This window comes from Croceitalea sp. MTPC6 (genome assembly GCF_036985525.1).
GTDB lineage: Bacteria > Bacteroidota > Bacteroidia > Flavobacteriales > Flavobacteriaceae > Croceitalea.
Genome location: NZ_BTGR01000008.1, coordinates 181715 through 196775 on the forward strand (window position 1 = coordinate 181715; position 15061 = coordinate 196775).

At 35.2% G+C, this 15061-nt stretch carries 16 protein-coding genes and 1 tRNA gene; 11 read left to right on the forward strand and 6 right to left on the reverse strand.

Going from position 1 to position 15061, the window contains the following annotated elements; genetic code table 11:
- From AACP56_RS14660 to AACP56_RS14690, 7 genes are all read left to right on the forward strand, one after another.
- On the forward strand, window positions 1-1038 hold the full coding sequence (locus tag AACP56_RS14660) for an asparaginase (protein WP_339337404.1): 1038 nt from the start codon (window positions 1-3) through the stop codon (window positions 1036-1038).
- A 66-nt stretch (window positions 1039-1104) separates the two neighbouring features.
- Window positions 1105-1192 (forward strand) — tRNA-Ser (locus AACP56_RS14665).
- A gap of 77 nt (window positions 1193-1269) precedes the next feature.
- Window positions 1270-1992 carry a MotA/TolQ/ExbB proton channel family protein gene (locus tag AACP56_RS14670; RefSeq protein WP_339337403.1) on the forward strand — a complete coding sequence of 241 codons (723 nt, stop codon included), beginning with the start codon at window positions 1270-1272 and terminating at the stop codon, window positions 1990-1992.
- Between the two features lie 26 nt (window positions 1993-2018).
- Window positions 2019-2465, forward strand: coding sequence for a hypothetical protein (locus AACP56_RS14675; RefSeq protein ID WP_339337402.1), 447 nt, complete (start codon window positions 2019-2021; stop codon window positions 2463-2465).
- Between the two features lie 9 nt (window positions 2466-2474).
- Window positions 2475-3098, forward strand: a complete 624-nt coding sequence (locus tag AACP56_RS14680) for an ExbD/TolR family protein (RefSeq protein WP_339337401.1) — start codon at window positions 2475-2477, stop codon at window positions 3096-3098.
- 11 nt (window positions 3099-3109) lie between these two features.
- Window positions 3110-3592, forward strand: coding sequence for an ExbD/TolR family protein (locus AACP56_RS14685; protein ID WP_339337400.1), 483 nt, complete (start codon window positions 3110-3112; stop codon window positions 3590-3592).
- Window positions 3593-3674: 82 nt separating this feature from the next.
- Window positions 3675-4373 (forward strand): porin family protein, encoded by a 699-nt coding sequence (locus AACP56_RS14690; RefSeq protein ID WP_339337399.1) that lies wholly within the window; start codon window positions 3675-3677, stop codon window positions 4371-4373.
- On the opposite strand, the gene AACP56_RS14695 is transcribed toward AACP56_RS14690, so the two are convergent.
- The 6 genes from AACP56_RS14695 to pyrH all read right to left on the reverse strand — a co-directional run bounded on the left by AACP56_RS14695 (window position 4368) and on the right by pyrH (window position 11747).
- Entirely contained in the window at window positions 4368-4970 is a 603-nt protein-coding gene (locus AACP56_RS14695) for a hypothetical protein (RefSeq protein ID WP_339337398.1), read from the reverse strand. The genes AACP56_RS14690 and AACP56_RS14695 overlap by 6 nt on opposite strands.
- Window positions 4970-6427: an RNA polymerase factor sigma-54 gene (gene rpoN, locus AACP56_RS14700; protein WP_339337397.1), complete on the reverse strand. Its 1458-nt coding sequence runs from the start codon at window positions 6425-6427 to the stop codon at window positions 4970-4972. The genes AACP56_RS14695 and rpoN overlap by 1 nt, the downstream gene beginning before the upstream one ends.
- 37 nt (window positions 6428-6464) lie before the next feature.
- Window positions 6465-7898: an asparagine--tRNA ligase gene (gene asnS, locus AACP56_RS14705; protein WP_339337396.1), complete on the reverse strand. Its 1434-nt coding sequence runs from the start codon at window positions 7896-7898 to the stop codon at window positions 6465-6467.
- A 65-nt stretch (window positions 7899-7963) separates the two neighbouring features.
- Window positions 7964-10360 (reverse strand): efflux RND transporter permease subunit, encoded by a 2397-nt coding sequence (locus tag AACP56_RS14710; RefSeq protein WP_339337395.1) that lies wholly within the window; start codon window positions 10358-10360, stop codon window positions 7964-7966.
- Window positions 10361-10441: 81 nt separating this feature from the next.
- Complete coding sequence (gene frr / locus AACP56_RS14715) at window positions 10442-10996, reverse strand: ribosome recycling factor (protein ID WP_339337394.1); 555 nt, start codon at window positions 10994-10996, stop codon at window positions 10442-10444.
- Window positions 10997-11039: 43 nt separating this feature from the next.
- Entirely contained in the window at window positions 11040-11747 is a 708-nt protein-coding gene (gene pyrH / locus AACP56_RS14720; RefSeq protein WP_339337393.1) for a UMP kinase, read from the reverse strand.
- A 159-nt stretch (window positions 11748-11906) separates the two neighbouring features.
- Between pyrH and AACP56_RS14725 the strand changes: the two genes are divergently transcribed.
- The 4 genes from AACP56_RS14725 (at window position 11907) to AACP56_RS14740 (ending at window position 15023) form a co-directional block, all read left to right on the forward strand.
- Window positions 11907-12461 carry an RNA polymerase sigma factor gene (locus AACP56_RS14725; protein WP_339337392.1) on the forward strand — a complete coding sequence of 185 codons (555 nt, stop codon included), beginning with the start codon at window positions 11907-11909 and terminating at the stop codon, window positions 12459-12461.
- A gap of 2 nt (window positions 12462-12463) precedes the next feature.
- Window positions 12464-13267: a HEAT repeat domain-containing protein gene (locus tag AACP56_RS14730; protein ID WP_339337391.1), complete on the forward strand. Its 804-nt coding sequence runs from the start codon at window positions 12464-12466 to the stop codon at window positions 13265-13267.
- 74 nt (window positions 13268-13341) lie between these two features.
- Window positions 13342-14205 carry a DUF4097 family beta strand repeat-containing protein gene (locus AACP56_RS14735; RefSeq protein WP_339337390.1) on the forward strand — a complete coding sequence of 288 codons (864 nt, stop codon included), beginning with the start codon at window positions 13342-13344 and terminating at the stop codon, window positions 14203-14205.
- A 5-nt stretch (window positions 14206-14210) separates the two neighbouring features.
- A complete protein-coding gene (locus AACP56_RS14740; protein WP_339337389.1) occupies window positions 14211-15023 on the forward strand; it encodes a DUF4097 family beta strand repeat-containing protein in 813 nt (270 codons plus the stop codon).
- Window positions 15024-15061: the final 38 nt, after the last annotated feature.

The following is a 15061-nucleotide window of genomic DNA, read 5'->3' on the forward strand; positions in this document are numbered from 1 at the left end:
ATGAGCGCACAAAAAAAGGCAAAAATATTATTGATTTATACCGGAGGCACTATTGGTATGGTCAAGGACTATAAATCCGGTTCACTTAAGGCTTTTAATTTTGATAAGTTGTTGAAACATATCCCGGAGTTGAACCAATTGGACTGCACAATAGACAGTGTTTCTTTCGAAAATCCGATTGATTCTTCTAACATGAATACTTCCTATTGGGTTGAAATAGCTTCCATTATTGAAGAGAATTACGATACTCATGATGGCTTTGTAGTATTGCATGGTAGTGATACCATGAGTTACTCAGCGTCAGCATTAAGTTTTATGCTAGAAAATTTAGCAAAGCCAGTTATTTTTACCGGTTCCCAATTACCAATAGGTGACTTAAGGACTGATGCAAAGGAAAATCTGATCACTTCAATTCAAATAGCCTCCTTACAGTCTAGGAATAAACCTGTAATTAGAGAGGTTGGACTTTATTTTGAATATAAATTATATAGAGGAAATCGCACGACTAAAGTTAATGCTGAACATTTTGAGGCATTCAGTTCTCCAAACTACCCTGAACTGGCAGAATCTGGAGTTCATTTAAAAATAAACAGACCCTTTTTGTTGGGTTTAAAAAGCTCTAGAAAAAAATTTCAGGTACATAAGGTAATGAGTTCAAATGTGGGGTCTCTAAAATTATTCCCTGGAATAAGTCCGAATGTGGTAGAATCTGTCCTAAAAACTAAAGACATGAAGGTCTTGGTTTTAGAGACTTATGGGGCAGGAAATGCACCAACTGACGAATGGTTTATTGCTATATTGAAAAAAGCAATCGCACAAGGTTTACATATTATAAACATTACACAATGTTCAGGTGGGAGTGTAATGATGGGTCACTACGAAACCAGTGAAATACTAAAAAGGATACAACTTGTTAATGGTAAGGACATTACCTTCGAGGCTGCAATAACTAAGGCTATGTATCTTATAGGTAGTGGGGTTTCTGAACAACTGTTCAAGACTATTTTTGAAACTTCGCTAAGAGGGGAAATGCAGTAAAATTAACTCCTCAAATTTCTTTAACTAATTATTTTTTTGTTTATTGGGCGACCTAACTATGAAAATAGAGAGGTGGCCGAGTGGTCGAAGGCGCACGCCTGGAAAGTGTGTATACACCAAAAGTGTATCGAGGGTTCGAATCCCTTCCTCTCTGCTGAGCAATAAATTTTTTAATAAGTAAATTTTTATATCTTTAACATTATTAACTAACTAAATTTAAGTTTGAACACGATGAAAAAAATATCCTCTTCTCTGGCTATTGCCGGAATGTTTATTTTAGGTACTACAACAGCAATGGCACAAGACGAAGCTGCTGAAGCTAGTAAAGGTTTTACACAAGTATTGAAAGAACAGTTCATACAAGGTGGACCAGCATTCATGGGTATCGTATTATTATGTTTGATTTTGGGCTTGGCGGTTGCTATTGAGCGTATCATTTACCTTAACATGGCAAGCACCAATTCTTCTAAATTGAAACAACAAGTTGAAGACGCTCTAGCGTCAGGTGGCGTTGAAGCTGCAAAAGAAGTTTGTAGAAATACAAAAGGTCCAGTTGCCTCTATTTACTATCAAGGGCTTGACAGAGTTGGCGAAGGTTTGGAATCTGCTGAGAAAGCCGTAGTGGCTTATGGTGGTGTTCAAATGGGACAATTGGAGAAAAATGTTTCATGGTTATCTCTGTTTATCGCTATTGCGCCAATGCTTGGTTTCATGGGTACGGTAATAGGTATGATTCAGGCATTCCAGAAGATTGCGGCTGTTGGTAACTTGAGTGCTTCGCTAATTGCTGGTGATATTCAGGTAGCATTATTAACAACTGTATTTGGTTTGATAACAGCGATTATCCTTCAAATATTCTATAACTACATTATTGCTAAAATCGATAGTATTGTAAATGATATGGAAGACTCCTCAATCTCTTTGATTGATATGTTGGCTGCCCATAAAAAGTAATTGATAACATTTAAAACTATCGAATCATGCAAAAGATATTAAAGATTGTATTAATAGTTATCGGTATCGTAGGGGCCATTATGAGTTTTTTCATGATGCCTTCTAAAGATGATCCAGAAGCTATTAATAGTATAGGAATTAACATTATGTTCCTTTTAACTTGGGTGCTATTAATTGCTGCCACGGTATTGGCAGTGTTTTTTGGCCTTAAGAAAATGATGACAACGCCAGGTGGGCTTAAGAAAGCACTTTTTGCTATTGGAGCCTTAGCCGTATTGTTCATCATAGGTTATGCACTTTCAAGTGGAGAAGAAGCAGACGCAGTGGTACAAGTATTTGATGGAAAAGAAATACAACCAACTGCTGGTACGGTCAAGACTATTGGAATGTTACTAAATGTATTCTTTGGAATGACAGTGGTGGCAGTCTTATTGATGATATGGCCTGGGGTAAAGAGATTAATAGGAAAATAAAAATAGATTATGCCTAGAAGAAAAGGAGCACCAGAAGTAAATGCAGGTTCTATGGCTGATATTGCATTCTTGTTACTTATCTTTTTCTTGGTTACAACAACTATAGAAACTGATGCAGGACTTGATAGAATGCTTCCTCCAATGGAACCGCCAGAGGACAATGTAATAATCAAACAGAAAAACATTTTTACTGTTAACATCAATAAAAGTGGCCAACTTCTTGTTGAAGAAGAGATAATGGACATTAAAAACCTTCGAGAAGCAGCAAAGGGATTTTTGGATAATGGAGGAGCATCTTCAGGAAGCCTAGAATATTGTAGCTATTGTCAAGGTAAGCGTGATGCGGAATCCTCTGATAATCCGGACAAGGCTATTATTTCTTTAAAAAATGATAGGGAAACAAAGTACAGTACTTACATTACAGTTCAAAATGAGCTTGTAGGGGCGTACAATGACTTACGTAATCGTGAGGCACAGCGCTTGTATGGACGAGACTTTACTGCTATGGAAACAGAATATCTGAACCCAGAAACTCCAAGTAGTGTAAGGGATGAGCTAAAGGATAAAGTAAAAAGAATCCAAGAGTTATTCCCACAAAAACTATCGGAAGCAGAAACTTCTAGAAATCAATAAAAATAATATAGATGTCAAAGTTTGCAAAAAAGAAGGATGGAGATTTGCCAGCGGTTTCAACCGCATCACTTCCTGATATTGTTTTTATGTTGTTGTTCTTCTTTATGACGGTAACCGTTATGAAGGATAGCTCAATAATGGTTGAGAACACTTTGCCAAATGCTAGTGAAATTAAAAAGTTGGAAAAGAAAGACCGAGTGATATATATTTTCGCAGGTAAACCAACAAGAGAATATGCAAGTGTTTATGGCACCGAAACAAGAATTCAGTTGAATGATAAGTTTGCCAGTGTTGATGAGGTTGGATCATATATTTTAGCGGAAAGGGCTAAAAAGCCACAAGAGCTGCAAAATGTACTGACTACAGCTTTAAAAGTTGACAAAGAAGCAAATATGGGCTTAATATCAGACATTAAACAAGAGCTTAGAAAAGTAAATGCATTAAAAGTAAACTACACCACCTTTGAAGGTGACGCTTTTAATAATTTACAGTAAGCTAGAAATAAATAGAACTAAAATTTAGTTTAAAACGCTCCAGATATTAAATCTGGAGCGTTTTTTGTTTTACTTTGTGTCTATGTTAAAACGACTGGTTTTTACAATTTTAGTGTCTTCCATGGGTTACTTGTATGCTCAGGATAGTATTCAGAGCCCGGATATAGTTGACTCTAGATACCTAGAAGACCAATTTTACACTGGGGCGGCTTATAATGTTTTGCTAAACAAGCCCAATGATGTCATTCAAAGAAATCTATCTTATAATTTTCAACTAGGTTTTATAAAGGATATTCCTCTTAACTCTAGAAGGAACATTGGCTTTGGTTTAGGAGTAGGGTATGGTACCAATTCCTACTACAGTAATATCATAGCTGAAGATAATGGGACAAGTATAAATTACAGGCTCCCTGTTCCAACAGATAGTTTAAGAAGAACTAAATTCGAAACTCATGCAATAGCGTTTCCACTTGAAATTAGATGGCGTACTTCTAATCCAGTGGATTATAAGTTCTGGAGGGTATATGGAGGAATTAAAGCAGAATATTTGTTCTCAAGAAGGTCTAAACTTGTTTCAGATAATAGTGATTTAAGTACAAGTTTTAAAAATGATGATATTTCCCAGTGGCAATTGGGGTTAACACTCAACTTTGGATACAATACTTGGAATATACATCTGTACTATAGTTTAAATCCTCTATTGGATAACGCGGCTTCTATCAATGGTGAGGCAATTGAGATAAGGCCATTAAGAATAGGTGTAATCTTTTATATACTATAACCAAAACTTAAATAGGAGTAGCTGCGAGCAAGCACCTACCATAAATCCAATAAGAAGTTCGGGAACTGTATGGGCTTTCAAATAAAGTCTAGAAGTACTTATTAAGCCACTCAGTAGGGTTACTAAACCAATTGCAATGGTAATATTAATTTCAAAATGGATGCTCAGTCCAATCAAAAAAAGTAATAAACTTCCCATACCAAATAAATGAATACTTGCTTTAAAATTTAAAAAAAGCAGCAACACTATTGCAATTGAAGCAGTAAGCAGTCCTACAAAGAAAAAATAGAGTTCACTAATATAATTTTGCGGTATAACCTTATATAATATCATTAGGTAAAGACCAATACTTATAAATAAAGGATATTTTCTTTCCTTGATGGAAGGTGCAAAAACAGAGGTTATAAGCTTTAGATTCCTTAGAATTAAAAAGAAGATAATGGGAATTATTACCGTTAGTATAAAAATAGGCAAGATGTTGCCACTTTGTTGCTCTAAAGAACTGTATGGAGCAAGAGCGAAGTAGGCTAAGGTACCCGCTATTGGAATAAAAAGTGGATGAAATATATAAGAGACTGCCCGTAAAAAAAGTCTCATTAAATTTGTTTTCTAAGTCGAGCTACAGGAATTCCTAACTGTTCTCGGTATTTGGCTACCGTTCTTCTAGCAATTGGATACCCTTTTTCTTTTAGCATTTTTGCAAGCTTATCATCCGTTAATGGCTTTTTCTTTTCTTCCTCACTAATGACGTTTTCAAGTATCTTTTTTATTTCCCTGGTTGAAACATCCTCACCTTGTTCATTCTTCATCGATTCAGAAAAGAATTCTTTAATCAGTTTAGTTCCGTATGGAGTATCTACATACTTACTATTTGCAACTCTGGATACAGTGGAAACATCCATGTTGATTTGGTCCGCAATATCCTTCAGAATCATGGGTCTGAGCTTACGCTCATCTCCAGTCATAAAATATTCCCTTTGATACTCCATAATAGTGTTCATGGTAATGAACAAAGTTTGTTGTCGTTGTTTTATGGCATCGATAAACCATTTAGCGGCATCAAGTTTTTGTTTGATAAAGAGAACGGTGTCTTTTTGGGATTTTGATTTTTCCTTTGAATCTTTATAACCTTGTAACATGTTACTATAGTCTTTTGAAACATGTAACTCGGGAGCGTTACGACCGTTTAGAGTCAGTTCTAATTCTCCATCAATAATTTTAATTGAAAAATCTGGAACCACATGTTCTATCATCCGATTATTCCCAGAATAAGAGCCTCCTGGTTTTGGATTTAGCTTTTCAATTTCCCCAATAGCATCTTTTAACTGATTTTCCGTAATATTATATTTTGCAATAAGCTTACTGTAATGTTTTTTAGTGAATTGCTCAAATGACCTTTCCATGATGGATATGGCCAATTCTACGGAAGGAGTTGGTTCTTTTCTTTTTAATTGAATAATCAGGCACTCATCCAAAGTTCTTGCTGCTACGCCTGGGGGATCTAGCTCTTGAACTATTTTTAAGACTTTTTCAATCGTTTCCTCTTCAGTATAGATGTTTTGTGTAAAAGCAAGATCATCCATAATATCAGTCAAGGGTCTTCTTATATAACCACTTTCGTCAACACTACCGACTAAAAACTCTGCAATTGCCCACTCATCATCAGATAGGTAAACAGTATTTAATTGATTTATTAGATATTGATTAAAAGAGGTGCCTGCAGCATATGGAATGCTTTTTTCATCATCATCAGCACTATAGTTGCTGGTTTTGGTGCGATAGTCTGGGATTTCATCATCACTCAAATAATCATCTATATTGATGTCCTCGGCTGCTATAGATTCGCTATCCGTTGTGTCATCGAAAGAATCTTCATAATTGTCCTCAACATTTTCATTTTCAGCTTTTCCACTTTCCAAAGCGGGATTTTCCTCTAATTCTTGTTTTAAACGTTGTTCAAAAGCCTGTGTGGGCAATTGAATCAACTTCATCAATTGAATTTGTTGAGGTGATAATTTTTGTGAAAGCTTAAACTGTAAATGTTGTTTGAGCATATAACTATTCCTTACCTATAAAGTTAAAGAAATCAATTTAAAAAGCTGCGTTCTGTGGTGTTCTAGGGAACGGAATTACATCTCTAATGTTGCCCATTCCAGTTGAAAATTGAACCAGTCTCTCAAACCCTAGCCCAAATCCACTGTGAACAGCCGTTCCATATTTTCTAAGATCAAGATACCACCACAATTCTTCTTCCTCAATACCCAAATCAGCCATTTTTTGCTGTAATACTTCCAAACGTTCCTCACGTTGAGAACCACCAACAATTTCACCAATGCCTGGAAATAAAACATCCATGGCACGCACGGTTTTCCCATCTTCGTTAAGGCGCATATAAAATGCTTTGATATTGGCAGGATAATCAAATAAAATCACGGGACATTTAAAATGCTTTTCTACTAAGAACCGCTCGTGCTCACTTTGCAAATCAGCTCCCCATTCGCCAATAATGTAATCGAATTTCTTCTTTTTATTGGGCTTGGAATTTCTTAAAATTTCAATAGCCTCTGTATATGTAACTCGCTTAAAGTTATTGTCAACAACAAATTTCAACTTTTCTATCAAAGCCATTTCACTACGCTCTGCTTGCGGCTTAGATTTTTCTTCATCTAATAAACGTTTTTCCAAGAACTTTAAATCCTCTTCACAATTTTCTAAGACATAGTTGACAACCCATTTAATAAAATCTTCGGCCAAATCCATATTCATGTCCAAATCATAAAAAGCCATTTCTGGTTCAATCATCCAAAATTCAGCTAGATGACGAGATGTATTTGAATTTTCTGCTCTAAATGTTGGACCAAAAGTATATACCTTGCCAAGCCCCATGGCATAGGCTTCAGCTTCAAGTTGTCCGGATACTGTCAGATTGGTTTCCTTGCCAAAAAAATCTTCTTTGTAATTTACTTCCCCTTCATCATTTAAAGGAGGATTTTTAGCATCTAAGGTAGTTATGCGAAACATTTCTCCTGCTCCTTCCGCATCTGAACCGGTAACAATGGGTGCGTGAAAATAGTAAAACCCATTTTGCTGAAAATAGGTGTGAACTGCATAAGATAATGCTGAACGAACACGCATAACTGCTGAAAATGTATTGGTTCTTACCCTCAAGTGTGCCTTTTCTCGTAAAAATTCTAATGAATGTTTTTTAGGTTGAATTGGGTAACTGTCAGCATCTGCACTTCCATGTATGGATAATTCCTTAACCTGTATTTCTACTTGTTGTCCTTTTCCTTGACTTTCAACCAATGAACCAATGACTTTAATTGCTGCACCAGTTGAAATGCTTTTTATAAGCTCTTCGTCAAAGTTTTCAAAATCGATTACACATTGGATGTTGTTGATAGTTGAACCATCATTTAAGGCAATAAATCGGTTGCTCCTATAGGTTTTAACCCAACCATTGATTTCCACTTGTTGCGAAGAAGGTTGCGTGGCAAGTAATTCTTTAACAGAAAAGAGTTTCATTCTCAAGCATATAAATTAAGATTCAAAGATAGGTTTTTGACTAAAGAAAGCGAAGTTTGTAATTGCTATTTACCTTCTGAATTTTCATCTTCTTTTGGCAAAATATTTATTTGAGGTTTTTTCAATACTTTCTTGTTGGCAATACTTTTTTCAAGTGAAAGCAAAAGTGAAGGAAGCAATATTAGATTTGCTAACATAGCAAACAGCAAAGTAGCTGATACTAAGCCTCCCAAAGCTTTAGTACCGCCAAAACTGGAAACAATAAATACCGAAAAACCAAAGAAGAGAACTATGGAGGTATAGAACATACTCACACCGGTTTCTCGTAAAGCATTATACACCGACTTCTTTATTTGCCAACGATTGGCAATTAGCTCTTGACGGTATTTGGCCAAAAAGTGAATGGTATCATCCACAGAAATACCAAAAGCAATGCTAAACACCAAAATTGTTGAAGGTTTTATGGGAACTCCAAGATACCCCATAAGTCCTGCGGTGATAACCAAAGGAAGCAAGTTGGGTACCAAAGAAATCAATATCATTCTAAAAGAACGAAACAGGTAGGCCATAAACAAAGAGATAAGACCAATTGCCAATGCCAAAGACAGTAGAAGGTTTTTGACGAGGTACTTTGTGCCTTTTAAGAACAATAATGCTTTTCCCGTTATAAAAACATTATAGCGCTCCGATGGAAATATCTTGGCAATGGATTTAATCAAATCTTCCTCAATTTCTTCCATGCGTTCAGTTTTTACATCACGCATAAAAGTGGTCATTCGAGCCGTTTGCCCAGCACTATCAACAAAACTCTCTAATAGATTGCCATTATCAGCAGATTTTCTAGCAACATCCATGATAAAGGTGTTCTCTTGGGAAGTGGGCAATTGATAGTATTTTGGAATCCCATTATAAAACGCCTGTTTGGAATATTTCACCAAATTAACAACGGAAACTGACTTGGAGAGCTCTGGAGTTTCTGTAATCTCATTACCCAGTTGGTCCATGCGACGCAGCGTTGCAGGTTTTAAAATTCCATTTTTCTGTTTGGTATCCACAACAACTTCCACAGGCATGATACCATCGAATTCCTCTTCAAAAAAACGGACATCATTAACGAATTTGGTGTTTTTTGGTAAATCTTCAATTCTACTTCCAGTAATCTCAATCTGATAAATACCGATAATGCTTAACACTAAAACAATCACCGAAGTTATGTATACCGCAATACGGTTATTTCTAACGATACGCTCCATCCAATTGACGAACATATCAATCCATTTTTTGTTTAAGTGTTTTAAATGCTTGGTTTTAGGCAAGGGCATAAAACTATAAAGAATAGGAATAATCAATAAGGATAGCATAAAAATGCATAGGATATTTATGGATGCTACAATACCAAATTCTTTGAGCAAATCGCTATCTAAAATGATGAATGTTGCAAAACCAGAAGCAGTGGTAACATTGGTCATTAAGGTAGCATTCCCTATCTTGGAAATCACACGTTGCAATGAAAGTGCTTGATTTCCATGTTTTTTTACCTCTTGTTGGTATTTATTGATTAAGAAAATACAATTGGGAATCCCAATTACAATGATTAGAGGAGGAATCAATGCCGTGAGAATGGTAATCTCATATTTAAACAAACCTAGAATACCAAAGGCCCACATAACACCTATGATTACCACGAACATAGATATGAACGTAGCTCTAAAACTCCTAAAGAAAAAGAAAAATATAATTGAAGTAACCAATAATGCGCCAAGGATAAAGATTCCTATTTCATCGATAATAATTTTTGAATTCCATGTGCGTATATAGGGCATGCCCGAAACCCGAACATCCAAACCAGTCTCCTTCTCAAAGTCTTCAACAAGCCCTTCCAGGTCATTTAAAATAAACTCATTTCTAACAGGTTCATTGAGAATGTCCTTGTCCATATAGACGACCATTCTCACTGAGCCACTTTCTTTGTTAAAGAGTAAATTCTCATAAAAGGGCAAATCATTAAATAAATGCTCTTTTATGGTATTTACTTCTTCTGCCGTTTTAACTTCCGAAGTGATTAAAGGTTTAAGGAAAAATTCTTGTTTCTCATTGTCTTTGACCAACTCCTTTAGATTGTCGGTAGAGATGACAAAATCGGTTTCTGGGACAGCTTCAAACTGCTTACTAAATTTGTTCCAGCGATTAAAATTATCAGGTTGAAAGAGTAAAGTATCACGAACGGCAAGGACAATGGCATTATCCTCTTGGCCAAAAAGCTTCACAAAAGCCTCGTATTGTACGGTTTCAGGATGGTCATCTGGAAGAATATTTGCCTCTGTATTGGAAAAACGCATGTTTTTCCATTGCATTGCCAAAAAAATTGTAGCGCCAGTAATTACCAGTAAAATTAATATTCTATTGCGAAGGATTAAACGTGCTAAACCAGACCAAAATCCTTGAAAAAACTCTTTTAGCATTCCATTTTTATTGGTCGCAAAGGTAGAAAATCATTAGTTCTGTACCTAAGGAAAGACTGCAGTATTATCTTTGAGAAAAGACTATACTTTCATTATTTCTGCCTCTTTCGCATCAAGGACATCATCTACTTTTTTGCTATACTTATCGGTGAGTTCTTGTACATCCACTTCAGCATTGGCCAATAAATCTTCGGAAATGTCCAATTTTTTTAATTCTTTGTTCGCTTCTTGGCGCGCACTACGAATACTTACTTTGGCATCCTCAGCTTCAGCTTTAGCCTGCTTTACTAAATCACGCCTTCTTTCTTCGGTCAATGGTGGGACATTTATGATAATCATTTCACCATTGTTCATTGGATTAAAGCCAAGGTTGGAATTAATGATTGCAGTCTCTATATCTTGAAGTATGCTTTTCTCCCAAGGTTGTACAGAAATGGTTCTGCCATCAGGAGTGTTAATATTAGAAACTTGAGATAATGGAGTAGGAGAGCCATAATATTCTACCATTACCGTAGATAGCATAACAGGGTTAGCCTTACCAGCTCTTATTTTTATAAAAGCTTTCTCTAGATGGGACATTGCCCCGTCCATACTTTCAGTTGTAGAATCAAGTATAAAAGTTACCTCTTCGTTCATAATCTTATTATTTTAAGTTTACCAACCAATTTTTATGCCAGTACTATACATTTACAAGTGTTCCAATATTTTCCCCAGAAACAATTTTCATTAAATTACCTCTAGTGTTCATATCAAATACAATTATTGGCAGCTCATTTTCTTGGCTTAACGTAAAGGCCGTAGTATCCATTACCTTAAGTCCTTTATTTAGTGCTTCTTTAAAGGAAAGATTGTCAAACTTAGTTGCGTTTTTATCTTTCTCTGGGTCAGACGTATAAATACCATCTACTCTGGTTCCCTTTAAAATTACATCAGCTTTAATCTCTATAGCTCTAAGAACAGCAGCAGAATCCGTTGTAAAATAGGGGTTTCCGGTACCTCCTCCAAAAATAACAACACGTCCTTTTTCTAAATGGCGCATTGCCCTTCTTCGAATAAAAGGTTCCGCAACCTCATTAATTTTTATGGCGCTCTGCACTCTAGTTTCTACCCCTTGAATTTCTAATGTACTTTGTAAGGCCAAACTGTTTATGACTGTTGCCAACATACCCATATGATCTCCTTGTACACGGTCCATACCTTGGCTTGCTCCCGCTAGTCCTCTAAAAATATTTCCCCCACCAATTACGATAGCAAGCTCCACGCCTTTTTCCATTACCGCCTTAATATCTTCTGCATATTCAGCAATTCTTTTTGGGTCAATGCCATATTGTTGGTCACCCATTAAAGCTTCACCGCTTAATTTTAAAAGAATTCTTTTGTATTGCATCTACCGCTTTTTTGAAATCCGAACAAAAATAATCAAAATAATTTATGACTGATCGGTTGTAATTACGGTGAATTCTTGATAATTGTAATTAAAAAATTATAATTTCTGTAACCTTTTCTAAAAAGAGCAGTTTATCCTTTTGAAAACCATTAAAAACTAATGCAAACACTAACCGACAATGCATTAATGCTGAAAGTAAAATCTGGAGACATCCAGAAACTAGGTTTGCTCTATGAACGTCACAAAAAAAGGTTGTTTGGCTTTTTTTACAATATGAATTCAGATGCTGCTTTAAGTGAAGATTTGGTGCAAAATGTATTTATGAGAATGCTTAAGTACAAACATACATTTACTGGTGAAGGTTCATTTGCGGCTTGGATGTTTAGTATGGCTAGAAATATTAGTTACGATTATTTTAAAAAGAATAAAAAGCAAAACAGTGACTATCAAATTTCCACTGTTGAATATAAATTGGATGATGGTACAAATACAGAAGAAGCTGTAATGCGAAAAGAGGAATTGAAAACCTTAAAAAAGGCAATGCACAAAATGGACCCGGATAAACGTGAGGTTTTGGTGTTGAGTAAATTCAAAGAGTTGAAATTTAGTGAAATAGGTAAAATTATAGGTTGTAGTGAAGGTGCTGCAAAAGTTAAAGCACACCGCGCATTAAAAGAATTGAGAACCATATATCTACAAATAGAATCAGCTTAGTTATGGAAAAAGAAGAATTTGAGATTAAGGTAATAGATTATATCAGGGGAGATATTAACGAAGAAGATAAAGCGACATTTGAGCAATACTTGAAAAGGAATCCTAAACAACAATTAGAACTAGGGGAACTTGCTAAACTATGGTCTCATACAAATGAAATGGCTGTCCCTGAGCCATCCCAACAAATGGATGTTCAATTTTTTGAAAAATTAAATGCTGAAGTAGCTAAAAAAGAAGTAAGTGAGAATAGGAGCCCCGAAGGGTTTTTAAGTAAACTTAAATTTTTATGGAGCCCTCAATTTGCTTACAGCATTATTTTACTGGGGATTGGACTTTCAATAGGATATTTTCTGAATTCTGATGAAATGGATACTCAGCAAGTAACAAGTGTGGCTTCTAATAATGAAACTAAAGAAGTGCGGGAAAGATTGGTATTGACATTGTTAGAACAACCCTCTGCCAATAAGAGATTGCAAGGTGTAAGTGAAGCAAATAAGTTTGATAAAGCAGATAAAATAGTTATCAAGGCTTTATTGCAAACATTAAATAGAGATAGCAATGTAAATGTGAGACTGGCCGCTATTGAATCTTTGACTAATTATGTGGAAAACCCTCAGGTTAGACAAGGTTTGGTACAATCTATTCCCAATCAAGAATCGCCAATCATCCAGGTCACTTTGGCAAATTTAATGGCTGCATTACAGGAGAAAAAATCTATTGCGCCATTTAAAAAACTGTTGCAAAACCAACAATTGGACACAACGGTAAAAAAGAAAATAGAGAGTACAATTCAATCAATTATATAGTTTATTCATCAGCCCATACTGGGCCAAAATCAAATTACGAACGGTCCTAGTTGTAGGGCATAAAATTTAATCAAATGAAAAAAACAATTCTAACAAGTCTACTTACAGCTTTTATTGCTGTACATTTTGTTAACGCACAAGAGGCAACGTTTAAAGAACAAATAAAAAAGGAGATTGCTTTTGAAAGCAATAGTAAAGAAAACACCTTGATTCTAAATAATATTTTCGGGTCTGTTAAAGTAGAAGGCTATGAAGGAAATCAAATTCAACTTGTAGTCGATAAAAAAATTACTGCAGATAATACTTCAGATCTAGAAACGGGTAAAAAAGAATTGATTATAAAAGTTTTGGAAAGAGGAAATAAAATTTTTATTCACCCTAGTGCGCCATATATGGAGTTTGATGAAGAAGGGTTGCGATATAATTGGTGTAATAATTATGAGGAACCAGCTTATAAACATCAAACAGATTTCACTTTAAAAGTCCCAAAGAATATCAAATTAGATATAAGTACCGTAAACGATGGTGAAGTGACGGTTAAGAATATGCGAGGGGATTTCATTAAAGCTAATAATGTAAATGGAGGTATTTCACTGATAAATATAACTGGGCAAACTAAGGTTCACTGTATTAATGGCGAAGTTGAGATAACTTATGCTGATAACCCTACAAATGCGTCTAAATATTATTCTCTAAATGGAGATATAAATGTCACTTATCAAAATGCGTTATCCGCGGATGTTTCTTTTAAGAGTATGAACGGGGAACTGTTCACTGATTTCGAAATTGAAAAGCAGTTCAATAGAACCAATAAATCATCTAAGAACAATAAAGCAAAATTTAAGTATGAGTCAAAACCTGTTGTACAAATAGGCAAGGGAGGTATTGACTATGATTTTGAAACATTAAATGGAAACGTATTCATCAAAAAAATATAACAATCATGAAAAATTTAAAGTTGATAGCAATAGTAGTTGGATTCTTAGCGGTATGTATATCCAGCGCCCAAGAGAAAAAAATAGACTTGTTTACCATTCCCTTAAGTAATCCTAACAGTCCAGGGGTATTGTCAGTGGATCAAATTTCAGGTTCAATAAATGTCGTTGCATACAGCGGAAAAGAAGTTATCGTGAAGGCAACCGTTCATGAAAACGATAAAGACTGTGATGACTGTGGAAAAAAAGGGATGAAGAAAATATCTGGTTCATCTTTAAATATTTCGGCAGAAGAAAATGATAATGTTGTAAGGATACATAATGAATTATGGAACAATAAAACCGATTTTGACATAAAAGTGCCAGTCAACTTTTCACTAAAGTTAGAAACAGTAAACAATGGGGATATTTATGTTGAGGGTGTAAATGGAGAGATGGAAATTAGTAACGTAAATGGGGAGATTACATTAAAAGATATTAGTGGTTCCGCTAGCGCCAATACCACTAATGGTGAATTGAAAGTCAATTTTAATAGTATCGCAAATGGTGCCGATATGGCATTTAGCAGTTTTAATGGTAATGTTGAGGTTACTTTTCCAAGTTCTTTGAAGGCAAACGTTAAGGCAAAATCAGATATGGGAGATGTGTATACAGATTTTGACATGAATATTTCTGAAAATAAGCCAGATGTAGATAGAAGTTCAAATAGAGGAAGTTATAAGGTAAAGGTTGAGCAATGGGTTAAGGGAAAAATAAATGGTGGTGGCCCCGAGATGTTGTTCAAGACTTTTAATGGTGATATAATTATCAAATCAAAATAAGTTAAAGCATTTGACTTTTTTAAAAAGGCTTTAGAGCA